Here is a 24329-nt window from a genome sequence, read left to right on the forward strand (position 1 = left end):
CTCACCTGCTCGCAGGGGGTTTCCCGGGTGTTTCCCGTTGCCCGTCGAAGGGAGGCGACACCCGGTTCCTCGACAGGCGCGCGGCCCGGTCGGCAAGCTCCTGTCCGAGCACTTCTCCCACCAGCCACAGGAAACGGGGGTCCTGGCATGCTCCGCCGGACCAGTCTCATCCGCACACTGACCGCGTTACTCGCACTCCTCCTCTGGGCGCCGGTGACCGCCGCCGCCGCGGACACCCGGGCACCCGCGCAGCGCACCGCCGCGGACGCGTGCGGCGTCCTCGCGCCCGGAGCCTCCGCGGCGGCCGAACGCGCGATCGCCGCCGCCTGCGCCGAGGTAGCGGCCGGTACCTGGTACACATGGGGCGGCGGGCACGGTCCCCAGCCGGGCGCCACGTACGGCCAGGTGGACCCGACCGACCCGGACAGCGCACACGACCCCGAACGCCTCGGCTTCGACTGTTCGGGCCTGGTCCGCCACGCGTACGCCGAGGCGGCGGGCTCCGACATCCTCAACGGCGTCGCCGGCCAGCAGTACTACACGCACCGCGCCGCCGCCCGCTTCACCGCCGCACAGGGCCTGGCCCAGCTGCTTCCGGGCGACCTGCTGGCCTGGGGCACCTCGAAGGACCTGCACCACATCGCCCTCTACCTGGGCGCGGGCAAGATGGTCGAGGCCAAGGAGTCCGGCACCAGGCTCATGGTCAGCGACGTCCGTCTCGACGGCTACTTCGGCGCCGTCCGCGTCAACACCGGACAGGTCACCGGCCACATCCACCAGACGTGGGGCACCGGCGTGTGGACCAAGGCCGAGCCGTCCCTCGCCGCCGCCCGCGTCTACGCGTTCCCGTACTCGACCACCATCCGCGTCCAGTGCCAGAAGCACGCGGAGGAGGTCACCTCCGACGGCTACACCAACGACGTGTGGTCGTACCTGCCGGACTACAGGGCGTGGGTGACCAACATCTACATCAGGGGAGCGGCATGGCTCGACGGCGTGCCCGACTGCGCGACAGCCCCGCCGAGGCGGTGAACCTCCGGCGCCGGGGCCCGTCCTGACACGGACGGCGCCCGGAGCAGGGACGACACGAGTGCGGCCGCTGCCTCGCGGGAGGCGGCGGCCGCACTCGTACGGGGGCGGGGACGGCCGCCCGGCCGGCCCCGCCCGTCCGTTGGCCCGCTCGGGTCAACCGGACCACCCGGTCGCGACACCGGCCGTGCGCTCCCGGGCCGCCCGCCGCACGATGGCCGTGCTGCCGACCGGCGAACCGATCGGTACCGGTCGGATGCGAAGGAGGCCCGCGGTGGGCGAGCTGTACATCGACGGTGAGTGGACGAGCGCGGCGGGCGGCGGGCGGCGGGACGTGGTGAACCCGTACGACGCCTCCGTCGTCACGACCGTCGACGAGGCGGACGCCACCGACGTGGACCGTGCGGTGCGCGCCGCCCGGCGTGCCTTCGACGAGGAGGACTGGGCGAACGCCCCCACCCGCCGCCGCGCCGACGTCCTGCTGCGCGTCCGTGACCTGCTGCTGCGCGACATCGACGAGATTGCCCGCACCGAGACCCTCGACACCGGCAAGACACTGGCCGAGGGCCGCTTCGACGTCGAGGACGTGGCGAACTGCTTCCGGTACTACGGCGAACTCGTTGGCAAGGACGGCGGCCGGGTCGTCGACGTCGGCCCGGACGTCCTCAGCCGCGTCGTGTACCAGCCGGTCGGTGTGTGCGCGCTCATCGCCCCCTGGAACTACCCGCTGCTCCAGGCGTCGTGGAAGGTCGCGCCGGCGCTGGCCGCGGGCAACACCTTCGTCCTCAAGCCCAGTGAGACCACCCCCCTCACCACCATCACGATGATCAGGCTGATCGAGGAGGCCGGCGCTCCGCCCGGCGTCGCCAACCTGGTCCTCGGGTCGGGGGCGACCGTCGGCGCGGCCATGACCGCCCACCCCGAGGTCGACCTGGTGTCCTTCACCGGAGGTCTGGCCACCGGACGCGCCATCATGGCCGCCGCCGCCGAGGGGCCCAAGAACATCGCCCTGGAACTGGGCGGCAAGAACCCCAACATCGTCTTCGAGGACGCCGACTTCACCGCCGCCGTGGACTACGCGCTCGACGCCGCCTTCCTGCACGCCGGACAGGTCTGCTCGGCCGGCTCGCGGCTGCTGGTCCAGGACTCCCTGCACGACCGCTTCGTCGACGCCCTCGCCGAACGCGCCCGCGCGATCCGCCTGGGCAACGGCATGGAGGAGGGCACCGAGAGCGGGCCGCTCAGCTCCGCCGAGCACCGGGACAAGGTCGAACGCCACATCGCCTCCGCCCAGGAGGAGGGCGCACGGCTCGTCACCGGTGGGACCCGCCCCGACGACCCGGCGCTGAGCCGCGGCTTCTTCCTGCTGCCGACCGTCTTCGCCGACTGCGACCGGTCGATGGGCATCGTGCAGAACGAGGTCTTCGGGCCGGTCGTCACCGTCGAGCGGTTCCGCACCGAGGACGAGGCCGTGGAACTCGCCAACGACACCCGCTACGGCCTGGCCGGCGGCGTGTGGACCTCCGACGCGAGCCGCGCCCAGCGCGTCGCCCAGCGGCTGCGGCACGGCACCGTGTGGATCAACGACTTCCACCCCTACGTACCGCAGGCCGAGTGGGGCGGCTTCGGCCGCTCCGGCGTCGGGCGGGAACTGGGCCCCACCGGCCTGCACGAATACCAGGAGGCCAAGCACATCTACCAGAACCTCGCTCCGGGGCCCTCCGGCTGGTTCAAGGGCTGACCGGACACAGCGCGGCACGGCATCCCGTCCGCCACCGCACGACGGCACTGCACGACGGCACCGCACGACGCCACCGCACGACGGCACCGCACGACGGCACCGCGAAGAAAGGCACTCCATGGCCGCCACCACCCCGCACGGCGCCGAGTCCTCCTACGACTACGTCATCGTCGGCGGCGGCACCGCCGGCTGTGTCCTCGCCGCCCGCCTGAGCGAGGACCCCGACTGCCGTGTCTGCGTGATCGAAGGAGGGCCCAGCGATGTGGGTGACGAGCGCATCCTGCGCCTGCGCAACTGGATCAACCTGCTCGGCACGGAGTTCGACTACGGCTACACCACCGTCGAACAGCCGCGCGGCAACTCCCACATCCTGCACTCGCGCGCCCGCGTCCTCGGCGGCTGCTCCTCCCACAACACGCTGATCAGCTTCCTGCCGCTGCCGCAGGACCTCGACGACTGGGTGGCCGCCGGCTGCGCCGGCTGGGACCCGGCGACGATCCTTCCCTACCGCGACCGGCTGCAGACCAGGATCGTCCCGGTGGCCGAGGCCGACCGGAATCCCATCGCCAGGGACTTCGTCACCGCCGCCGCCCGTGCCACCGGCGTCCCCGTCGTCGACGACTTCAACGCCGAGCCCTTCGCCGACGGCACCGGCTTCTTCTCCCTCGCCTACGAACCGGAGGGGAACCTGCGCTCGTCGGCCTCCGTCGCCTACCTCCACCCCGTGCTGGACCGCCCCAACCTCACCGTCCTCCTGGAGACCTGGGCCCACCGGCTGCTCACCGACGAGTCGGGCAGACTCACCCGCGTCGCGGTCCGCGGCGCCGACGGCGAACCGGCGGCCCTGCGCGCGACCCGCGAACTCGTGCTCTGTGCCGGGGCCATCGACACCCCCCGGCTGCTGATGCTGTCCGGCATCGGCCCGGCCGACGACCTGCGCCGTCTCGGCATCGACGTCCACGCCGACCTGCCCGGCGTAGGGGAGAACCTGCTGGACCACCCCGAGTCGGTGATGGTGTGGGAGACCGACGGCCCGCTGCCGCCCAACTCCGCGATGGACTCCGACGCCGGTCTCTTCCTGCGCCTGGAGAAGGACCAGCCGCGGCCCGACCTGATGTTCCACTTCTACCAGGTGCCGTTCACCGCCAACACCGAGCGTCTGGGCTACCCCGTACCGGAGCACGGGGTGTGCATGACGCCGAACGTGCCCCGGGCCCGCTCCACCGGCCGCATGTGGCTGCGCAGTTCCAACCCGGCCGAGCATCCCGCCCTGGACTTCCGGTACTTCACCGACCCCGAGGGGCACGACGAGCGCACCGTCGTCGAAGGGCTCAAGGTCGCCCGGGAGATCGCCGCGACCGATCCGCTGAAGGACTGGCTCGTGCGCGAGGTCGCGCCCGGACCGGACGTCACCGACGACGCCGGTCTGTCGGAGTACGGGCGCCGTGTCGCCCACACCGTGTACCACCCGGCGGGCACCTGCCGGATGGGCGCGGCGGACGATCCGATGGCCGTCTGCGACCCGGAGCTGAGACTGCGCGGCGTGGAGGGCGTGCGTGTCGTCGACGCGTCGGTGTTCCCGACGATGCCCACCATCAACCCGATGGTGACCGTCCTGCTCGCCGCCGAACGCGCCGCAGACCTGCTCACCGGCCGGGCAGGCGCGCGATGATGCCCTGCCCCTCGGCGAAGGAGGAGGAACACCACTGTGTCGACCACCGGCGATAAGGGCCCCGGAAAGGTGCCCGAGGACGTCCTGGCGTCGGACGAGCCGACGGGCCCGGTACGGCTCAAACCCGTGGTCTTCTTCGGGGCGGCCCTCCTCGTCCTCGCGGTCTCGCTCTGGGCGATCATCACCCCCTCCGGTGCGGAGGACGCCATCGGCGTGGCGGTCGGCAAGATCTCCCACTGGTTCGGCTGGTACTACTTCGTCGCCGCGACCCTGTACCTGCTGTTCGTCATCTTCATCGCCGCGTCCAAGTACGGCACGGTCAAGCTGGGCCCCAAGCACTCCAAGCCCGACTACGGGGTCTTCACCTGGGGGGCGATGCTGTTCGCGGCGGGCATCGGCATCGACCTGATGTTCTTCTCGGTCTCCGGCCCCGTCAGCCACTACCTCGCGCCGCCGCAGGGCGACCCGGAGACGCTGGAGGCCGCCCGGCAGGCCGTGGTGTGGACCCTGTTCCACTACGGCATCACCGGCTGGGGCATGTACGCGCTGATGGGGATGGCGCTGGGCTACTTCTCCTTCCGCTACCGGCTGCCGCTCGCCATCCGCTCCGCGCTCTACCCCCTCATCGGCCGCCGGATCCACGGGCGGATCGGTGACGCCGTCGACCTCGCGGCCATCATCGGCACCCTGTTCGGCATCGGCGTGACACTCGGCATCGGCGTGGTGCAGCTGAACTACGGACTGAAGGTCCTCTTCGACGTGCCCGAAGGGCTCGCCGCGCAGATCGCCCTGATCGCCGTCGCGGTGGTGATGGCCACCGTGTCGGCGGCCTCCGGCGTGGACAAGGGCATCCGCCGGCTGTCGCAGCTCAACATCCTCCTCGCCACCCTGCTGATGTTCTACATCCTGGTCGTCGGCGAACCGTTCCGGGTGCTCAACGCCGTGGTCCAGAACGTCGGCGACTACGTCAGCGGCTTCCCGTCGATGACCCTCAACACGTTCGCCTACGACCAGCCCACCGAGTGGCTGGACGCGTGGACCCTCTTCTTCTGGGCCTGGTGGATCGCCTGGGCGCCGTTCGTCGGGCTCTTCCTGGCCCGCATCTCCCGCGGCCGCACCCTGCGCGAGTTCATCGCGGCGACCCTGATCATCCCGTTCCTCTTCACCGGAATGTTCCTGGCCATCCTCGGCAACAGCGCCCTGTTCGTGGTGCGCGACGGGAACACGGGGTTCGGCGAGACCGCCATGAACGTCCCCGAACAGGGCTTCTACACCCTCCTGGAGCAGTACCCCGGCTTCATGTTCAGCGCCGGACTCGCCACGTTCGTCGGGCTGTTGCTGTACGTCACCTCCGCGGACTCAGGGGCCCTGGTGATGGGCAATCTCAGCGCCGAACTGCCCACCCCGGTGACCGACGCGCCCGCCTGGCTGCGCATCTTCTGGGCGGTGGCGACCGGGCTGCTCACCCTCGCCATGCTCATCGTGGGCGGAGTGCAGGCGCTCACCAACGCCACCATCATCATGGGGCTTCCGTTCTCCTTCGTGATGTTCCTGATCATGGCCGGGCTCTTCCTGGCGCTGCGCACCGAGCGGATGAAGGTGGAGGCGAGGATCACCACCCTGCCCGGGTCGCTCTCCGGACGCATGACCCAGCAGGGGCTGCCGGGCGCACCGAACTGGCGGCACCGGCTGGCGCGGGCGATGGCGTTCCCCGGCAGGCGGGCGGCCGCGCGCTTCGTCGACACCGTGTGCCGCCCCGCCTTCGAGGAGGTCGCCGGAGAGCTGCGGGAGCAGGGAGCGCAGGCGGAGGTACTGGAAGGCACCGTCGAGGAGACCGGACTCGCCCACGTCGGACTGCGGGTGCCGATCGGTGCGGACGACGAGTTCCGCTACGAGGTGTGGCCCGTCGAACTGCCGACTCCCGGCTTCGCCACCCGGTCGGTCAGCAAGCACGACACCTACATCCGCTTCGAGGTCCGGCTCGCCGAGGGCAACCAGGACTACGACGTGATGGGCTACACCAGGGAACAGCTCATCGCCGACAGCCTCGACCAGTACGAGCGCCACCTGGAGTTCCTGCGCGTCCGCGACGAGGCGGCCACTCGATCCGGTCTCCCCGACCACCGCCCGGACGCGCCGGACGCACACCTGCCGGAAGGGTAGGACCCGGGGACGGACAGCCGCTGTCCCGCGGACGCGTCGGCCGGCCGGCCGGGTGCGCTCGGCAAGGGCGGCCGGTGAGCTCCCGGGCCGCGGGCACCTGGGCCGGGCCGCACCGGCGGCGGGGCGGGCAGCCGTCACACCTCGGCGCGCGGGACCGGCCCGGTGAGGTCCGGATCGCCGAACGCGGCACGCAGGGCCTGGAAGGCGGTCACCTTGTCCTCGCCGAAGCGGCGGACGTGGGTGGCGTACTCGCCGGGCGTGAGGAACACCGAGGGCCGGGATTTCGTATGGAACTTGTCCGCGTACATCACCAGGCGCTCCTCCTCCGTCTCCGCCAGGTAGTCGGCGGGAGGGAGGGGGAGATCGTGGACGGCGATGTCGTGCCGGGTCAGACCCACTCCGGTGTGGTGGGAACAGAAGCGGCGCAGGGGCTCGGGGAAGCCCTCCCGCTCGAGGATCTCGTGGCCGAGCAGGCCGTGCCGGACGTAGTCGCGGTGGTCCAGGCGTCCGTCGTCGCCGTAGAGGCGGTAGACGCCGATGTCGTGGAGGAGGCAGCCCGCGCGGACCAGGCCGGCGTCGAGATGGGCGAGACCGGGACCGGAGAGGAGCTGTTCGGCGACGCTCCAGACGATCTCGCAGTGCGTGTGGACGGAAGCGAGCGCCTCGGGAGTGGGCGCGTACTTCTCGTGCAGCGCACGGATCTCTTCGGGGTCCGGAATCCTCATCGGGGGAGCGTAGCAACCGCCCTCCGGAGACCGGAGAGTTCCCGCCGACGGCCTTTTCACGCGATCAGGTGGTGCTGCCCGGAGGAGGCACGCGCCGGCCCCGCGGGCCGTTCGAGCTGGTGACGGGGGATTCCGTCCCCGTCTCACCTCTCATCACGGCAAGGGGAGCACACCATGAACCCGCACTTCCACCGCAATCCCGACGGCACGACGACCGGGCGCAACGACGCGTCCGGCTACACGGTGACGCACGCCGACGAGGAAGAGGTGAAGCGGCAGCTGTACGAGGACGCCGGGTGGGAGTACACGCCTCCACCGCCTCCCGTCCCGCCCGGACTCCACCGGTTCCCGTTGGTGCACGAGGAGTTCGCACCGGGCGCCTTCGAGGACGAGCGGTACGCGGGGCTGCGGGACCGTCCGCCGCAGGGGTGTGTGCCGGTCGGCCAGGGGTGCTTCGCCCTGGAGTGCGAGCGGCCGGGCAAGTCGTTGCTGGACGCGGTCGCCGGCACCGTGGCGGAGATCCGCCGTGAGCACGGGCTGGTGATGAGCGGCCTCGGAGTGGAGAAGCCGCACGAGTGGGCCGGTCGCGACCGGGAGGGCTACGCGGCACAGATCGTCGCGCACCTGGTACTGACGGCGGCCCACCGGGCGCGACTTCTCGGGTACGGGCGCAAGGAGGTGGTCCGGCTGCTCGACGCGACAGGGATCGAGTAGCCCGCGGGCGCCGCGGGGCGGACGGGCCGGTGCGGGCCCGCGCGGCAGGCGCCCGGGTGTCAGCTCGCGACCAGTTCCCGCCGGACCTCACGCGCGGCCGGCGCCTCCGTGATCCGCGACGTCCGCCACAGCCACAGCACATCGCGGCCGAAGGACCACACCAGCAGACCCAGTGCCAGGGCCACCACGGCGACATTGACCGCGTGCGGCAGCAGTGCCGCGCCCGCCACCAGCAGCAGTACGCCCTGGAGCGCGGCCACCGTCTTGCGGGACGTGCTCGGCGGCAGCGGGGCCGTCAGCCAGGGCCGGACACGGGCCGCCGCGACGAAGACATAGCGCATACCGCCGATGAGGAGCACCCAGGGACCCAACGCCATCGACACGTACACGCTCAGCACCAGGATCAGGAACGCGTCCACCTCCATGTCGAAGCGGGCGCCCAGCGGAGTCGACGTACCGGTTCTGCGGGCCACCTTGCCGTCCACGCCGTCGAGGATCAGGGCCACGGCGGTCAGACCGACGAACAGGGAGACGGGAGGTGAGTCCTGGAACGAGTCGGCGACCAGCGCGGTGACCCCGCCGACCAGGGCGGCCCGTCCGAGAGTGACCCGGTTCGCCGCGCCGAAGCAACGCGACCGGGACCGGTACAGGGCCCGGGAGAGCACCGCCCAGGTGGCGATCGCGAACGCGAGGCCGGTCAGCCAGCCCACCGGGCCCATGCCGATCGCCGTGCCGATCAGGGCCAGCAACAGGATCTGTACGCCCGCCCCCACGGCGGTCTCCTGCTGCACGAACCTCGCGTCGTAAGTGTTGTTCAGGGCCACCGAGCATCCTCCGGCCGTATGACAGAGTCGATCACCGCCGCTACCTTGTGCGCGGCCTGTGCACCCCTCGGTACGCGTGCAGCTTCCCGATCGTTCAGGAGGATTCCGATGAACCGCACCGCACACGCGTTCTGGCTCGACTCACCTGGCCGAGGGGCGATCCGTGAGGTCACCCTGCCGGCGCCCGGCCCGGACGAGGTGCTGGTGCGCTCCCTCTGCTCGGGCGTGAGCCGCGGCACCGAGACGCTCGTCTTCCGCGGCGGTGTGCCCGAGAACCAGCACACCGCCATGCGGGCGCCGTTCCAGGAGGGCGACTTCCCCGGCCCGGTGAAGTACGGCTACCTCAACGTGGGGGTGGTGGAGGAGGGGCCCGAGACGCTGACGGGCCGCACGGTGTTCTGCCTCTACCCGCACCAGACGCGGTACGTCGTTCCCGCCCACGCCGTCACCCCCGTACCCGACGGCGTCCCCGCCGGACGGGCCGTCCTCGCCGGCACGGTGGAGACCGCCGTCAATGCCCTGTGGGACGCCGCGCCGCTGGTCGGCGACCGCATCGCCGTGGTCGGCGGCGGGATGGTGGGCTGTTCGGTGGTGGCGCTGCTGGCCCGCTTCCCCGGCGTGCGCGTCCAGCTCGTCGACGCCGACCCCGCCCGCGACAAGACCGCCGCCGCCCTCGGTGTCGGCTTCGCGCTGCCCGGTGACGCCCTCGGCGAGTGCGATCTCGTCGTCCACGCCAGCGCCACCGAGCAGGGGCTGAACCGCGCACTCGAACTGCTCCGCCCCGAGGGCACCGTCATCGAACTGAGCTGGTACGGCGACCGGAAGGTGAGCCTTCCGCTGGGCGAGGCCTTCCACTCCCGGCGGCTCGCCCTCCGCGCCAGCCAGGTCGGCACGGTCTCCCCGGCCCGCGCGAACCGCAGCTACGCCGACCGGATCGCCCTCGCTCTCGACCTGCTCGCCGACCCCGCCCTCGACGCCCTGATCACCGGCGAATCCGCCTTCGAGGACCTGCCCGACGTCATGCCCCGGCTCGCCTCCGGCGAGATCCCCGCGCTGTGCCACCGCGTGCGCTACACCGACCCGGACCGGCACACACCCGCCTGACCTCCAGAAAAGAGGTAGCCGACGCTGAACAGGGGAAGGCACCCAGCCGTACTACACGACATCCCCGCCGGAGATCGGACGGGGAACAGACGCGCCGCACCTGGAGGGTCGTCCGTTGTTCAGCATCACCGTCCGCGATCACATCATGATCGCCCACAGCTTCCACGGCGAGGTCTTCGGACCGGCCCAGCGTCTCCACGGGGCCACGTTCCTCGTGGACGCCACGTTCCGGCGTGAACAGCTGGACGAGGACAACATCGTGGTCGACATCGGCCTCGCCACACAGGAACTCGGAGCCGTCGTCGGCGAGCTGAACTACCGCAACCTCGACAACGAACCGGACTTCGCGGGGATCAACACCTCCACGGAGTACCTGGCCAAGGTCATCGCCGACCGGCTCGCCGAGCGCATCCACAAGGGCGCTCTCGGCGAGGGGGCCAAGGGCATCGCGAAGGTCGCCGTCGCGCTGCACGAGTCGCACATCGCCTGGGCGAGTTACGAGCGTGACCTGTGACCGACACGACCATGGACGTCAGGGACACGGCCACCGACCGGACTCGCGGCACGGCCACCGGCACGGCCCGGCTGGACTACGTGCCGCAGCAGACGTCCCTTCCGAGGAACGACGGGATCATCCCCATGTCCCTGCGCACGGTGCACTTCGTGATGCCGGGCGGCGTCGACGACCCGGCCGCCCCCAGCGGCGGCAACGCCTACGACCGCCGCGCCTGCCTCGACCTGCCCGGGTTCGGCTGGCAGGTGCAGCGGCACGCGGTGGCCGGTGACTGGCCCCGGCCGGGCGCCACCGCCCGCGCCGAACTCGCCCGCACCCTGCGCGAACTGCCGGACGGCAGCGTCGTCCTGCTCGACGGTCTGGTCGCCTGCGGGGTGCCCGAGATCGTCGTCCCGGAGGCGGAGGAGGGGCGGCTGCGCATGGCCGTACTCGTCCATCTCCCGCTCGGCGACGAGACCGGACTCGACGCGGCCGTCGCCGCCGAACTCGACACCCGCGAACGCGCGGTACTGCGGGCGGTCCCGGCCGTCGTCGCCACCAGCGACTGGGCCGTGCGCCGCCTCGTCTCCCACCACGGACTCGCCCCCGACCGCGTCCACGTGGCCGCGCCCGGAGCCGACATCGCACCCCTGGCTCCCGGCACCGACGGCGTCTCACGGCTGCTGTGCGTGGCCGCCGTGACACCCCGCAAGGGACAGCACCGGCTCGTGGACGCCCTGGCGGCCGTGGCCGACCTGCCGTGGAGCTGCTCGCTCGTCGGCGGACTCGGCCACGATCCCGACTACGTCGCTCATCTGCGGAACCTGATCCGCGGGCACGGTCTGCAGGACCGGCTGGAACTCGCCGGCCCGCGCACCGGAGCCGCACTCGACGCGAGCTACGCCACCGCCGACCTGATGGTGCTCACCTCGTACGCGGAGACGTACGGCATGGCGGTCACCGAGGCCCTGGCGCGCGGCATCCCGGTCCTGGCCACCGACGTCGGCGGAGTGCCCGAGGCCGTCGGCCGCGCCCCCGACGGGGGAGTGCCCGGCATCCTCGTCCCGCCGGAGAACCCCGCCGCCATCGCCGCCGAACTGCGCGGCTGGTTCGGCGAGGCGGACGTACGACGCCGGCTCAAGGCGGCCGCCCGCAGCCGGCGGGCCGCGCTCGGCGGCTGGGCGAGCACCGCACAGAGCCTGGCGGCGGTACTGCGCCGGCTCCCGAACGAACCCCGGAGGGCGGCATGACCGAAGCGGCGACCACCACCCAGCAGGCAGGGACGATCCCGGCCCAGCCCGGTCCCCGGGACGCCGCCGAGGTCACGCGTGCGGCAGCCGGCCGGACACCGGGTACGGGAGGTACAGGCATCGTGGGATCCGAGACCGGAGGCACCCCCGGAGCGTCCGTCATTCCCGGCGCCGGTCCGGCCGCCTCCCGGCCCGGGGAGCGGGCCACCCTGCGGCTGCGGGACACCGGCGACGAGGATCCGGCCCGCTACGCGCCCGAATGGCTCCAGCTGCGCGAACCGGCCGACGCCGCCGCCCGCTCCTACGACCTGCTCGACCCGCTGCGTATCCGGCTCGCCAACCTGCCGCACCGGGCGGACGGTTTCGTCATCCACGACATCGGCTGCGGCACCGGTTCGATGGGCCGCTGGCTCGCACCCCACCTCGACGGAGCCCAGCACTGGGTCCTGCACGACCGGGACCCCTACCTGCTGCACTTCGCCGCCGTCGCCTCCCCCCGCTCCGCCGCCGACGGCAGCCATGTCACCGTGGAGACCCGGCGCGGTGACGTCGCCCGGCTCACGGCGGACGTGCTGGCCGGGGCGTCCCTGGTGACCGCGTCCGCGCTGCTCGACGTGCTCACCCGCGAGGAGATCGCGGCTCTCGCCGCCGCCTGCGCGGGGGCCGGCTGTCCCGCTCTGCTGACCTTGTCGGTGGCGGGACGCGTGGAGCTGACCGCGCCGCACCCGATGGATGAGGAGATCACCGAGGCGTTCAACGACCATCAGCGGCGGGGCGGTCTGCTCGGACCGGACGCCGTCACGGTCGCGGCCGAGGCGTTCGCCGAACAAGGGGCGACCGTACGGCTGAACCCGAGCCCCTGGCGTCTCGGCCCGGAGCAGGCGGCGCTGACCGAGCAGTGGCTGCGGGGGTGGGTCGGCGCGGCGGTGGAGGAGCGGCCGGAGCTGGCGTCGCGGGCGGAGGCCTACCTCGCGCATCGGCTGGAGGCCTGCGCGGCGGGCGAGCTGCGGGTGGTCGTGCAGCACAGCGATCTGCTCGCGTTGTGCCGGCCGGTGGACGGGACCGCGTGAGCGGTCGGGGCCGTGGCCGCGTGAGTGACCTCGCGGCGTGGCTCAACACCCGCACCGTGCGCACGCGGCTCTGCACCCTCGCCGGTGTGCTGATCCTCGGGCTGTTGTTCTGGCGGCTCGGGACGGGAGCCCTGGTGGACGGGGTGCGGCGCATCGACGGCGCCACGCTGGCCGCGGCGCTGGGCATCGGGCTGGTGACCACCGCGTTCAGCGCGTGGCGCTGGGCTCTCGTGGCGCGCGGGATCGGCATCCGGCTGCCGCTGGGCGTGGCCCTCGCGGACTACTACCGTGCGCTGTTCCTCAACGCGGCCCTGCCCGGGGGCGTCCTCGGTGACGTCCACCGGGCCGTGCGGCACGGGAAGGAGTCCGGGGACCTGGGGCGGGGGGTGCGGGCGGTGGTCCTGGAACGGACGGCCGGGCAGCTCGCGTTGTTCGTCGCCGGGGGTGTGGTGCTGGTGAGCATGGAGTCGCCGGTGCTGGGTCCGGTGCGGCAGATGGCGCCGGTGGTGGGGCTCGCAGTGGTGGGGGCCTGTGCGGTGGGTCTCGCACTGCGGATGAACCGGGGCACCGGGGGCCGGCCGGCGCGGCAGCCGCGGTGGGGGGCGCGGATCCTGGGCGAGGCCCGGGAAGGGCTGTGCTCCCGGCGGAGCGCGCCCGGTGTTCTGGTGTCCTCGGTGGTGGTGCTGGGCGGGTATGTCGCGATGTTCGTGCTGGCCGCGCGGGTGGCCGGGGCGGAGGCCGGGGTGGGGGAGCTGTTGCCGCTCGCCGTCCTGGCGTTGCTGGCGATGGCCCTGCCGCTGAACGTGGGGGGGTGGGGGCCCCGGGAGGGGGTCACCGCCTGGGCGTTCGGAGCGGCGGGACTGGGGGCGGGTGTCGGGTTCACGGTCGCCGTGGTGTACGGCGTGCTCAGCCTGGTGGCCAGTCTGCCGGGGGTGGTGGTGCTGGTGGTGCGGTGGTACGGCGGGGTGCGGTCGGGGGGGGGGGGGGGGGGGGGGGGCGGTGTTTCTCCCCCCCCCCCCGCCTCTTCCCTCCCCCACTCCCGGCTCCGCTCGGGCGGGGGGACCCCCGTCGGCCCCGGGTGCGCCGCCCCCGGGCCCCCGGCCGGCCGTCGGCCTCGTCCTCGGACGCCGGACAGCCTGGGAGTCGGCGCTCGATCTCTTCCTCAGGCGTCGGGTGGGCCGGGAGGTGGTGCCCGGCCTTGCCCTCAGGGGCCGGACGGGCCGGATGTCTCCGCGGACGTTGCTTCGGTCAGCAGGGAGAAATACGTGCCGAAGGAATCCGTGAGAGCTGCCAGAAGTTCCCTGCCCTTTTCCGCCGAGGCCAGGGAAGGGCGGCCGATGACGCCGGAATCCGTGTAGGCGGGCATCCCCAGGGTCAGGAGATGGCGGCGGTCGTCCGCCACATGGTCGGAGGTCTCGAAACCGGGGCGGAGCAATTCGGGATGAGTGTGCAGAAGGATGGATGCCTCGATTTCACCCGCGTGCATGTCGGTGAGAAGAGAGGTCACGACGCCGGCGCGTTCGCGTGCCGTCTCCCAGTCCTCGGGGGCCGGGTACAGGGCCATTTTCTCGCCCCGGGCAGAGGATTCCTGAACTGCGTTGCCCAGGACGTAGTTTCCGCCGTGTCCGTTCACCAGCACCAGCGTGTCCACGCCCGACCGGCGGAGCGAGTCGGCGATGTCCCGGATCACCGCGTGCAGGGTCACGGAGGAGATCGAGACGGTCCCCGGCCAGGCCGCGTGCTCGTGGGAGCAGGAGACCGTCACCGGAGGGAGGAGGTGCACCGGGTAGGCGTCCGCGATCTCCCGTGCGACCGCGCAGGCGACCAGGGTGTCGGTCGCCAGCGGCAGGTACGGGCCGTGCTGCTCGAAACTCCCGACCGGAAGAACCGCGATCTGCTGTGAGACGCCGGCTCCCCGCGTCCGTACATCCTCTGTAGTATCCGCCGGCAACAGACCGTGCACCGGGCCGTATGCCGCCGACCTCATGTGTGAACCACCCATATCGTCACGGCCTTTCGTCTCTGCTTAGGAACTCGAGAATCATGACAGAAAAAGTAGGCGTACTCGGCAAGAAGCCTCTGCGGCAGACCGGTGTGGAACGCGTCGTCAATGCGCCACTCCCCACCGTGTACGGGCAGTTCCAGGCGGTCGGCTATATGGACCACGACCGCGGCGACGAACAAGTCGCCCTGGTGTACGGGGATCTCGGCAGGGACCGGGTCCTCACCCGGCTGCACTCGGAGTGCCTGACCGGCGACGCCTTCGGTTCCCAGCACTGCGAGTGCGGCGACCAGCTGGCGGCGGCGCTGCGTGCGGTCGTCGCCGAAGGGGCGGGCGTGGTCGTCTACTTGAGGGGCCATGAGGGCCGCGGAATCGGGCTCCTCGCCAAGCTGCGGGCGATGGCGCTGCAGGCGGAGGGGCTGGACACCGTCGAGGCGAACCTCGCGCTCGGCCTGCCGGTGGACTCCCGGGACTACGCCGTCGCCGCCGGGATGCTCCAGGACCTGGGTGTGCGGTCGGTGCGGCTGATGTCCAACAACCCGCGCAAGCGCGAGGCGCTGGTGCGGCACGGTGTCCAGGTCGCCGAGCAGGTACCGCTGCTGATACCGCCGTGCGAGAGCAACATCACCTATCTGCGCACCAAGCGGGAGCGCCTCGACCACCACCTGCCCCATCTGGACGCGGTGGCCCACCTGTCCTGACAGTGGGCCGTCGTCCGGTCACGCCGTCAGCCCGCCACCGCCTCGTGCACCAGCCGCTTGAGGTCCCGGAAGACGGTGTGGGAGGACCTGGGCCGCACCTGTGTGCAGAACTGCACGGTCAGGTCGCGGCCCGGGTCGACCCAGAAGGTGGTGGTGGCCACCCCGCTCCACCCGTAACTGCCCGGACCCGACGGGGACTGGGTACGCGACGGGTCGATGACCACCGAGACGCCGAGACCGAAGCCGACGCCCTCGTTGCCGGGTTCGTCGTGTGCGGGGCGGCTGCCGAAGGCGCGCAGGTCGGCGCCGCCGGGAAGGTGGTTGCGGGTCATCAGGTCCACGGTGTCCGGCGTGAGCAGACGGGTGCCGTCCAGTTCGCCGCGCCGGCGCAGGAACTCCGTGAAACGGTGCAGGTCGTGGGCGGAGGCCACCATGCCGCCGCTGCCGGACAGGAAGCGGGGTCGGCCCCGCAGCGGCAGGCCCGGGATCGGCTCGATGCCGCCCGCGTCCGACTCGCCGTACAGCTCCGCGAGACGCTCCGCCTGGGCGTCGGTGACCTGGAAACCGGCGTCCGCCATGCCGAGCGGCCGGAGGACGCGCTCGGCCAGGTACACGTCGAGGGGACGGCCGGACACGACCTCGATGATCCGGCCCAGGACGTTGGAGGCGACCGAGTAGTTCCACTGCGTCCCCGGATCGAACTGCAGCGGAAGACCGGCGTACACGTCCGTCGTCCCGGCGAGGTCCTTCCCCGGCGCCACCGACGACTCCAACCCGGCCTCGCGGTACAGCGCGTCGACGGGGTGGGCGTGGTAGAAGGCGAAGGTGAGGCCGGCCGTGTGCGTCATCAGATGCCGCACGAGGAGAGGACCGGCTGCCGGGCGGGTCCGTACCCGGTCGCCGGAGCCGCTCTCGTACACGCGGGGTTCCGCGAAGGCGGGAAGGTGGCGGCCGACCGGGTCGTCCAGGGACAGCAGCCCCTCCTCCATCAGCATCAGCGCGCCCACCGAGGTCACCGGTTTGGTCATGGAGTAGATCCGCCACAGCGTGTCGCTCCGCACGGGCAGCCCGGCCGCCATGTCCCGCGCCCCGTACGCCGTCAGATGCGCGACCCGCCCGCCCCGGGCGACAGCGACGAGGAACCCGGGCAGCTTCCCCTCGTCGACCCGGCGGGCGAAGTGCCGGTCCAGACGCTCCAGCGCCCGTGCGTCCAGCCCGGCCTCCTCGGGGGTGGCCTCCTGCCGCAGTACTCCCATCGCTCTCCTCGGGGAACGCCGGCCCGGTGCGGACCGTTGATCGAGTCATGACTCAGGACGCCGAACAGAACGCGCTGCTCGCCCTGCTCTCCGAGGGGAACGGCGGCGTGCTCGTCACACTGAAACGCGACGGGCGGCCCCAACTGTCGAACGTCACACACGCTTACTACCCGGATGAGAGGGTCATTCGCGTGTCGCTCACGGACGACCGTGCCAAAACCCGCAACCTGCGGCGGGACTCCCGTGCGTCCTACCACGTCACCACCCCGGACCGGTGGGCCTACACGGTGGCCGAGGGCACGGGTGACCTGTCACCCGTCGCCGCGGACCCCTACGACGAGACCGTGGAGGAACTGATCCGGCTGTACCGCGACGCGGGCGGCGAGCACCCCGACTGGGAGGAGTACCGCGCGGCGATGGTCCGCGACCGCAGGCTGGTACTGCGGCTGAGAGTGGAGCGGGCGTACGGCATCCCGCGCCGGGCCGGGGCCTAGCATCCCGGCCCGGTACGGGCGCCTGCGCGGGGATCAGCCGCCGACGTACTGGGCGAGATGCTCGCCGGTGAGGGTGGAGCGGGCGGCGACCAGGTCGGCGGGGGTGCCCTCGAAGACGATCCGGCCGCCGTCGTGGCCGGCGCCGGGACCCAGGTCGATGATCCAGTCGGCGTGCGCCATGACCGCCTGGTGGTGCTCGATCACGATGACCGACTTCCCGGAGTCGACCAGCCGGTCCAGCAGGCCGAGAAGCTGCTCGACATCGGCCAGGTGCAGACCGGTGGTCGGTTCGTCGAGGACGTAGACACCGCCCTTGTCGCCCATGTGTGTGGCCAGCTTGAGCCGCTGCCGCTCACCGCCGGACAGGGTGGTCAGCGGCTGGCCCAGGGTGAGATAGCCGAGACCGACGTCGGCAAGCCGCTCGACGATCCTGTGTGCGGCGGGCGTACGGGCGTCGCCGGACCGGAAGAACTCCTCGGCCTGCGCCACCGACATCGCCAGCACCTCGCTGATGTCCCGCCCGCCGAAGCGGTACTCCAGCACGGACGCCTGGAACCGCTTGCCCCCGCAGTCCTCGCAGGTGGTGGAGACGCCGGCCATCATGCCGAGGTCGGTGTAGATCACGCCGGCGCCGTTGCAGGTGGGGCAGGCGCCCTCGGAGTTGGCGCTGAACAGCGCCGGCTTCACACCGTTGGCCTTGGCGAACGCCTTGCGGATCGGGTCGAGCAGACCGGTGTACGTGGCCGGGTTGCTGCGCCGGGAGCCGCGGATCGGTGTCTGGTCGACCGCGATCACCCCCTCGTCGGAGGGGAGCGAGCCGTGCACCAGCGAGCTCTTGCCGGAGCCCGCCACGCCGGTGACGACGGTGAGCACACCGAGGGGGATGTCGACGTCGACGTCGTGCAGGTTGTTCGCCGTCGCGCCGCGGATGGCCAGCGTGCCGGTGGGCTCGCGGACCGTGTCCTTGACCGAGGCCCGGTCGTCGAGGTGGCGGCCGGTGACCGTGTCGCTGGCCCGCAGTCCCTCGACGGTGCCCTCGAAGCAGACCGTGCCGCCCGCCGTACCGGCGCCGGGGCCCAGGTCGACGACGTGGTCGGCGATGGCGATCGCCTCCGGCTTGTGCTCCACCACCAGCACCGTGTTCCCCTTGTCCCGCAGCCGCAGCAGCAGGGTGTTCATCCGCTGGATGTCGTGCGGGTGCAGGCCGATCGTGGGCTCGTCGAAGACGTAGGTGACATCGGTGAGCGAGGAACCGAGATGGCGGATCATCTTCACGCGCTGCGCCTCACCGCCCGACAGGGTGCCGGACGCGCGGTCGAGCGAGAGATAGCCGAGACCGATCTCGACGAACGAGTCGAGGGTGTGCTGGAGCGCGGTGAGCAGCGGCTTCACCGACGGCTCGTCGAGACCGCGGACCCACTCGGCGAGGTCCCTGATCTCCATCGCGCAGGCGTCGGCGATGCTGATCCCGGCGATCTTCGAAGAGCGGGCGCCCGCCGTGAGCCGGGTGCCGTCGCACTCGGGGCAGGTGGCGAAGGTGACCGCCCGGTCGACGAACGCCCGGATGTGCGGCTGCATCGCCTCCCGGTCCTTGTTGAGCATCGACTTCTGGAGCTTGGGGATCAGCCCCTCGTAGGTGAGGTTGATGCCGTTGATCTTCACCTTGGTCGGTTCGCGGTACAGGAAGTCGTGCCGCTCCTTCTTGGTGTACTGACGGATCGGCTTGTCCGGGTCGAAGAAGCCCGACTCGGTGATGACCCGCACCACCCAGCCGCCCCCGGTGTAGGTGGGGATGGTGAAGGGGTCCTCGGAGAGCGACTTGGAGTCGTCGAAGAGCTGGGCGAGATCGATGTCGGAGACCGTGCCCCGGCCCTCGCAGTGGGTGCACATGCCGCCGGTGCGGTTGAAGGACACCTTCTCCGTCCTGGTCTTGTCCGCACCGCGGTCGACCGTGAAGCCTCCGCTCGCCTGGATCGAGGCGACGTTGAAGGAGAACGCGCCGGGCGGGCCGAAGTACGGCTTGCCCAGGCGGCTGAAGAGGATGCGCAGCATCGCGTTGGCGTCGGTGGCGGTGCCGACCGTGGAGCGCGGGTCGGAACCCATCCGCTGCTGGTCGACGGTGATCGCGGTGGTCAGCCCGTCGAGCACGTCGACCTCGGGGCGCGCCAGGGTGGGCATGAAGCCCTGGAGGAAGGCGCTGTACGTCTCGTTGATCATCCGCTGCGACTCGGCGGCGATCGTGTCGAACACGAGTGAGCTCTTGCCCGAGCCGGACACGCCGGTGAACACGGTCAGACGGCGCTTGGGCAGTTCGACGCTGACGTCCTTGAGGTTGTTCTCGCGCGCGCCGTGCACACGGATGAGGTCGTGGCTGTCGGCGGCGTGTGGCTCTGCCGGCTGCTGGTCCGTCCTCGTGGCCATGCTCATCCTTCTCCATCCGTCGGGCGGGCCGCTCGCGCGGACTCCGCCGGCGTTCCCCGAATCATGCAGACCGGCTTCGGCAGGTGCCTCCGGTCGTCCTGCGCCGGCACGGATCACGGCTGGGTCCTGCCGTCCGCCCGACGGACCGTCCCGGCCGGTCACCGCGCCAAGGCTAGGCTAGGCGGGCGGCGGCCACCCGTGCTTCTCCATTCCTGACCTGCACCCGTCCGCGCCGCACCGCGTCCGCGCCGCACCCCGTCCGCGCCGCACCCCGTCCGCACCCAGGCCGCCGGGCGGACCTGTACGCGGACAGCGGGCCTCGCAGGGAACTGCGGCCCTTCGCAGGAGCCGCGCTCCCTGGAGAGACCCACGTCCGTCGGCGACGCGCCCGCCGGGCCGCTGACCGCAACCGCGCCACCCGCGTCGCATGCCCCGCCGCGCGGCCCCGGTCACGCTCGCCGGTCGTCGCGCGCCCGGGGGCGGCCGGTGGTACTCACGGCCGGGTGTTCCACTCCGCGACGACCGGGCTGCCGCGGTCCAGGGACAGGCGGCTCAAGGTGCCCGTCTCCAGGCGGAACAGGCGGCCGGCGGCCGGGGGGAGCCCCAGGCGGCGGGCCGTCAGGACGCGGAGGAGGTGGCCATGGGCCACCAGCATCACGTCCCCCTCCTCCAGTGCTCCGGCCACCCGGGACAGCACCCGGTCCGCGCGCTCGCCGACCTGCTCCGGTGACTCCCCGGGGAAATCCCGGCCGGGCGGCACCCCGTCGGTCCACAGGTCCCAGCCGGGCCGGGTGCGGTGGATGTCCGCCGTGGTGATGCCCTCGTAGCCGCCGTAGTCCCACTCCCGCAGGCCCGGCTCCGGCTCCGCGCCGGTCAGGCCCGCCAGTTCGGCGGTATGCCGGGCGCGGACCAGCGGGCTGGTGAGGACCAGCGCGAAGCTCCGGCCCGTCAGCAGCGGGGCGAGGGACCTCGCCTGGTCCTCACCGCGCGGAGTCAGCGGCAGATCGGTGCGGCCGGTGTGCCGGCCGTCCCTGCTCCACTCCGTCTCCCCGTGCCGTGCCAGCAGCAGGTCGCCCACGCCGTCAGGCCTCCTTCGCCGACTCGACCGCGTGCCCGCCGAACTGGTTCCGCAGCGCCGCGACCATCTTCATCTGGGGGGAGTCCTCCTGACGGGAGGCGAACCGGGCGAACAGCGAAGCGGTGATCGCGGGCAGCGGCACGGCGTTGTCGATGGCGGCCTCCACCGTCCAGCGGCCCTCGCCCGAGTCGCCGGCGTAACCCCGCAGCCGCTGAAGGTGCTCGTCCTCGTCGAGGGCGTCGACCGCCAGATCCAGCAGCCAGGAACGGATGACGGTGCCCCCCTGCCAGGAGCGGAACACCTCCCTGACGTTGTCCACCGAGCCGGCCTTCTCGAGCAGCTCCCAGCCCTCGGCGTAGGCCTGCATCATGGCGTACTCGATACCGTTGTGGACCATCTTCGCGAAGTGCCCCGCGCCGACCCCGCCCGCGTGGACATAGCCGTACGGTCCGTCCGGCTTGAGCGCGTCGAAGATCGGCCTCAGCCGCTCCACGTGCTCCTCCTCGCCGCCGACCATCAGGGCGTACCCGTTCTCCAGACCCCACACGCCGCCCGAGACCCCCGCGTCGACGAAGCCGATGCCCCGGGCGCCCAGCTCCCTGGCGTGCTTCTCGTCGTCCGTCCAGCGGGAGTTGCCGCCGTCGACGACGACGTCGCCGGGCTTGAGCAGGCTGCCCAGCTGGTCGATGACCTGCTGGGTGACGTTGCCGGCCGGTACCATCACCCACACCACGCACGGCCCGTCCAGCCGGTCGACGAGGTCGGACAGGTGGTCGACGTCGGAGCGTGCGGGATCGGTGTCGAACCCGATGACGGTGTGGCCGGCATCGCGGATGCGCTCGCGCATGTTGCCGCCCATTTTGCCGAGACCCACAAGACCGATCTGCATGTCAGTTCACTTCCTGAGTTCGCGAGGGGCGGCCGCCGGCACGGCCGTGGGCGGGGCGGGGGGGGGGGGGGGGGGGGCCGCCGGACCGGTCCGGCGGCGTCAGACATGAGCGGCCGACTCCTCGGCGGCCTCACCGCGCAGGGCGACGGCGTACATCTCGTCCGCGTCGAGGCGCCGGAGCTCCTCGGCGATGAGTTCGGAGGTCGGACGGACCTTCAGCGCCAGCCGGCGCGCGGGCTGGCCCGGCAGGGTCAGCGTGGCCAGTGGGCCCTCGGGGCGGTCGATGACGACCTCGCCGTCCTCCGTGCCCAGCCGGACCGCCGTGACGACCGGTCCCGCGGTCACCACCCGGTCCACCGGGACCCGCAGCCGGGCCTCCAGCCAGCGCGCCAGCAGCTCCGCGGCCGGGTTGTCCGCCTCGGCCTCCACTGCCGCCGAGGTCACCGTCGCCCGCGCCTGGTCCAGGGCCGCGGCGAGCATGGACCGCCACAGCGTCAGCCGGGTCCAGGCGAGATCGGTGTCGCCGGGCGCGTAGGCGCGCTGCCGCGCCCGGAGCACCGCCATGGGGTTCTCGACCGCGTACAGGTCGGTGATCCTGCGCTGGCCCAGCGCGCCCAGCGGGTCCCGGGCCGGGTCGTCGGGCGCGGCCGCCGGCCACCACACCACCACCGGCGCGTCCGGCAGCAGCAGCGGCAGCACCACCGAGTCGGCGTGCTCGGACACCTCGCCGTAGGTCCGCAGCACCACCGTCTCCCCGGTGCCGGCCTCGGAGCCGACCCGGACCTCGGCGTCGAGCCGGGAGTGGGTGCGCTCGCGCGGATTACGGGTGTGCCGCTTGATGACGACCAGGGTGCGCGCGGGGTGCTCGTGCGAGGCTTCCTCGGCGGCCTTGATCGAGTCGTAGGCGTTCTCCTCGTCCGTGACGATCACCATCGTCAGCACCATGCCCACAGCCGGTGTGCCGATGGCGCGGCGGCCCCGCACCAGCGCCTTGTTGACCTTGCTTGCCGTGGTGTCGGTCAGATCGATCTTCATGGCCTGCGCCAGCTCCGTCCGTCTCGTGCGAGCATCTCGTCGGCTTCCGCGGGCCCCCAGCTGCCCGATGTGTACTGCGCCGGCCTGCCGTGCGACGCCCAGTACTCCTCGACCGGGTCGAGGATCCTCCAGGACTCCTCCACCTCCTGGTGACGGGGGAACAGGTTGGCGTCACCCAGCAGGACATCCAGGATGAGCCGCTCGTACGCCTCGGGGCTGGACTCGGTGAAGGACTCGCCGTAGGCGAAGTCCATGGTCACGTCCCGCAGCTCCATCGAGGTCCCGGGCACCTTGGAGCCGAACCGGACCGTCATGCCCTCGTCGGGCTGGACGCGGATGACGATGGCGTTCTGGCCCAGTTCCTCGGTGGCGGTGGAGTCGAAGGGGGAGTGCGGTGCCCGCTGGAGGACCACCGCGATCTCGGTGACCCGGCGGCCCAGCCGCTTGCCGGTGCGCAGGTAGAAGGGGACACCCGCCCAGCGGCGGTTGTCCACTCCCAGTTTGATCGCGGCGTAGGTGTCGGTGGCGGAGGTCTGGTCGATGCCGTCCTCCTCCAGATAGCCGCGCACCTTCGCGCCGCCCTGCCAGGCACCCGCGTACTGTCCGCGCACCGTGTGCCGGCCGAGGTCGTCCGGGAGCCGGACGGCCCGGAAGACCTTCAGTTTCTCGGTCAGCAGCGAGGGCGCGTCGAAGGAGGCCGGCTCCTCCATCGCGGTGAGGGCCATGAGCTGCAGGAGGTGGTTCTGGATGACGTCGCGGGCCGCGCCGATGCCGTCGTAGTAGCCGGCCCGTCCGCCGATGCCGATGTCCTCGGCCATGGTGATCTGCACGTGGTCGACGAAGGACCGGTTCCAGATCGGTTCGAACATGGTGTTGGCGAAGCGCAGCGCCAGGATGTTCTGGACGGTCTCCTTGCCCAGGTAGTGGTCGATCCGGAACACCTGGTCGGGGTCGAACACCTCGTGCACGATCGTGTTGAGCTCTTTGGCGGACCTCAGGTCGTGGCCGAACGGCTTCTCGATCACCGCGCGCCGCCAGGAGCCCTCGGGGGCGTCGGCCAGCCCGTGCTTCTTCAGCTGCTGCACGACCTTCGGGAAGAACCTCGGCGGTACGGAGAGGTAGAAGGCGTAGTTGCCGCTCGTGCCCCGGGAGGCGTCCAGCTCGTCCACGGACTTGCGCAGCTGTTCGAACGCCTGGTCGTCGTCGAAGTCGCCGGGAACGAACCGCATGCCCTCGGAGAGCTGCTGCCAGACCTCCTCGCGGAACGGGGTGCGCGCGTGTTCCCTGACCGCGTCGTGGACCACCTCGGCGAAGTCCTGGTCCTCCCAGTCCCGGCGGGCGAAGCCGACCAGCGAGAAGCCCGGTGGCAGCAGACCCCGGTTGGCGAGGTCGTACACGGCCGGCATCAGTTTGCGGCGGGACAGGTCGCCGGTCACCCCGAAGATGACCAGACCGGAGGGGCCGGCCACCCGGGGCAGCCGCCGGTCCCGCGGGTCGCGCAGCGGGTTGGCCCAGCCGGCCGGGGGCGCGGGCAACGCGGTGAGGCTCCCGGCAGGGGGCTCGGGGGTGTCCGGGGTGCCCGGGGTGTCCGTACCGGTCACCGGGGTGTCCGTACCGGTGCCCGGGGTGTCCGTTCCCGGTTCGTCCGTCCTGTCGGTCGCTTCGCTC

Annotated in this window: 20 protein-coding genes and 1 pseudogene; 12 read left to right on the forward strand and 9 right to left on the reverse strand. The window is 71.9% G+C overall.

Annotated elements, in window-relative coordinates; translation table 11 throughout:
- The first annotated feature begins 147 nt into the window (after positions 1–147).
- The 4 genes from HTV45_RS25940 to betT all read left to right on the forward strand — a co-directional run bounded on the left by HTV45_RS25940 (position 148) and on the right by betT (position 6605).
- On the forward strand, positions 148–1032 hold the full coding sequence (locus HTV45_RS25940) for an NlpC/P60 family protein (protein ID WP_215208296.1): 885 nt from the start codon (positions 148–150) through the stop codon (positions 1030–1032).
- 271 nt (positions 1033–1303) lie between these two features.
- Positions 1304–2770 (forward strand): aldehyde dehydrogenase family protein, encoded by a 1467-nt coding sequence (locus HTV45_RS25945; RefSeq protein WP_215208297.1) that lies wholly within the window; start codon positions 1304–1306, stop codon positions 2768–2770.
- Between the two features lie 118 nt (positions 2771–2888).
- Positions 2889–4442, forward strand: coding sequence for a GMC family oxidoreductase (locus tag HTV45_RS25950; RefSeq protein ID WP_215208298.1), 1554 nt, complete (start codon positions 2889–2891; stop codon positions 4440–4442).
- Between the two features lie 69 nt (positions 4443–4511).
- Positions 4512–6605: a choline BCCT transporter BetT gene (gene betT, locus HTV45_RS25955; RefSeq protein ID WP_368860944.1), complete on the forward strand. Its 2094-nt coding sequence runs from the start codon at positions 4512–4514 to the stop codon at positions 6603–6605.
- 134 nt (positions 6606–6739) lie between these two features.
- On the opposite strand, the gene HTV45_RS25960 is transcribed toward betT, so the two are convergent.
- Positions 6740–7330 (reverse strand): HD domain-containing protein, encoded by a 591-nt coding sequence (locus HTV45_RS25960; RefSeq protein ID WP_215208300.1) that lies wholly within the window; start codon positions 7328–7330, stop codon positions 6740–6742.
- Between the two features lie 174 nt (positions 7331–7504).
- On the opposite strand from HTV45_RS25960, the gene HTV45_RS25965 reads away from it, so the two are divergent.
- Complete coding sequence (locus HTV45_RS25965) at positions 7505–8044, forward strand: hypothetical protein (protein ID WP_215208301.1); 540 nt, start codon at positions 7505–7507, stop codon at positions 8042–8044.
- 59 nt (positions 8045–8103) lie between these two features.
- Here HTV45_RS25965 and HTV45_RS25970 read toward each other — a convergent pair whose 3' ends face one another.
- Positions 8104–8868: a CDP-alcohol phosphatidyltransferase family protein gene (locus HTV45_RS25970; protein WP_215208302.1), complete on the reverse strand. Its 765-nt coding sequence runs from the start codon at positions 8866–8868 to the stop codon at positions 8104–8106.
- A gap of 108 nt (positions 8869–8976) precedes the next feature.
- Between HTV45_RS25970 and HTV45_RS25975 the strand changes: the two genes are divergently transcribed.
- The 5 genes and pseudogenes from HTV45_RS25975 to HTV45_RS35065 all read left to right on the forward strand — a co-directional run.
- On the forward strand, positions 8977–9972 hold the full coding sequence (locus tag HTV45_RS25975; protein WP_215208303.1) for a zinc-binding alcohol dehydrogenase: 996 nt from the start codon (positions 8977–8979) through the stop codon (positions 9970–9972).
- Positions 9973–10087: 115 nt separating this feature from the next.
- Positions 10088–10486: a 6-carboxytetrahydropterin synthase gene (locus tag HTV45_RS25980; protein ID WP_103541617.1), complete on the forward strand. Its 399-nt coding sequence runs from the start codon at positions 10088–10090 to the stop codon at positions 10484–10486.
- Between the two features lie 11 nt (positions 10487–10497).
- Positions 10498–11715 carry a glycosyltransferase family 4 protein gene (locus HTV45_RS25985; RefSeq protein ID WP_215208384.1) on the forward strand — a complete coding sequence of 406 codons (1218 nt, stop codon included), beginning with the start codon at positions 10498–10500 and terminating at the stop codon, positions 11713–11715.
- Positions 11712–12785, forward strand: a complete 1074-nt coding sequence (locus HTV45_RS25990) for a class I SAM-dependent methyltransferase (protein WP_215208304.1) — start codon at positions 11712–11714, stop codon at positions 12783–12785. Before HTV45_RS25985 ends, HTV45_RS25990 begins: the two co-directional genes overlap by 4 nt.
- Before the next feature lie 86 nt (positions 12786–12871).
- Positions 12872–13705 (forward strand): annotated as a pseudogene (locus HTV45_RS35065) (YbhN family protein); the annotation flags it as partial.
- A 284-nt stretch (positions 13706–13989) separates the two neighbouring features.
- On the opposite strand, the gene HTV45_RS26000 reads toward HTV45_RS35065, so the two are convergent.
- Positions 13990–14787: a creatininase family protein gene (locus tag HTV45_RS26000; RefSeq protein WP_215208305.1), complete on the reverse strand. Its 798-nt coding sequence runs from the start codon at positions 14785–14787 to the stop codon at positions 13990–13992.
- A gap of 41 nt (positions 14788–14828) precedes the next feature.
- Between HTV45_RS26000 and ribA the strand changes: the two genes are divergently transcribed.
- Positions 14829–15488 carry a GTP cyclohydrolase II gene (gene ribA, locus HTV45_RS26005; protein ID WP_215208306.1) on the forward strand — a complete coding sequence of 220 codons (660 nt, stop codon included), beginning with the start codon at positions 14829–14831 and terminating at the stop codon, positions 15486–15488.
- A gap of 26 nt (positions 15489–15514) precedes the next feature.
- On the opposite strand, the gene HTV45_RS26010 is transcribed toward ribA, so the two are convergent.
- Complete coding sequence (locus HTV45_RS26010) at positions 15515–16744, reverse strand: serine hydrolase (protein WP_215208307.1); 1230 nt, start codon at positions 16742–16744, stop codon at positions 15515–15517.
- A gap of 47 nt (positions 16745–16791) precedes the next feature.
- On the opposite strand from HTV45_RS26010, the gene HTV45_RS26015 reads away from it, so the two are divergent.
- Positions 16792–17238, forward strand: coding sequence for a PPOX class F420-dependent oxidoreductase (locus HTV45_RS26015; protein WP_215208308.1), 447 nt, complete (start codon positions 16792–16794; stop codon positions 17236–17238).
- A gap of 33 nt (positions 17239–17271) precedes the next feature.
- On the opposite strand, the gene HTV45_RS26020 is transcribed toward HTV45_RS26015, so the two are convergent.
- The 5 genes from HTV45_RS26020 to zwf all read right to left on the reverse strand — a co-directional run bounded on the left by HTV45_RS26020 (position 17272) and on the right by zwf (position 24196).
- Positions 17272–19665 carry an excinuclease ABC subunit UvrA gene (locus HTV45_RS26020; RefSeq protein WP_215208309.1) on the reverse strand — a complete coding sequence of 798 codons (2394 nt, stop codon included), beginning with the start codon at positions 19663–19665 and terminating at the stop codon, positions 17272–17274.
- A gap of 487 nt (positions 19666–20152) precedes the next feature.
- On the reverse strand, positions 20153–20737 hold the full coding sequence (locus HTV45_RS26025) for a histidine phosphatase family protein (RefSeq protein ID WP_215208310.1): 585 nt from the start codon (positions 20735–20737) through the stop codon (positions 20153–20155).
- Positions 20738–20741: 4 nt separating this feature from the next.
- A complete protein-coding gene (gnd, locus tag HTV45_RS26030) occupies positions 20742–21626 on the reverse strand; it encodes a phosphogluconate dehydrogenase (NAD(+)-dependent, decarboxylating) (protein ID WP_215208311.1) in 885 nt (294 codons plus the stop codon).
- Between the two features lie 99 nt (positions 21627–21725).
- The gene (gene opcA, locus HTV45_RS26035; RefSeq protein ID WP_215208312.1) at positions 21726–22661 is read right to left on the reverse strand and encodes a glucose-6-phosphate dehydrogenase assembly protein OpcA; all 936 of its coding nucleotides are present in this window, start codon (positions 22659–22661) and stop codon (positions 21726–21728) included.
- Complete coding sequence (zwf, locus tag HTV45_RS26040; RefSeq protein ID WP_251692778.1) at positions 22658–24196, reverse strand: glucose-6-phosphate dehydrogenase; 1539 nt, start codon at positions 24194–24196, stop codon at positions 22658–22660. The genes opcA and zwf overlap by 4 nt, the downstream gene beginning before the upstream one ends.
- Positions 24197–24329 lie beyond the last annotated feature (133 nt).

The organism is Streptomyces sp. CHD11 (assembly GCF_018638295.1).
Classification (GTDB): domain Bacteria; phylum Actinomycetota; class Actinomycetes; order Streptomycetales; family Streptomycetaceae; genus Streptomyces.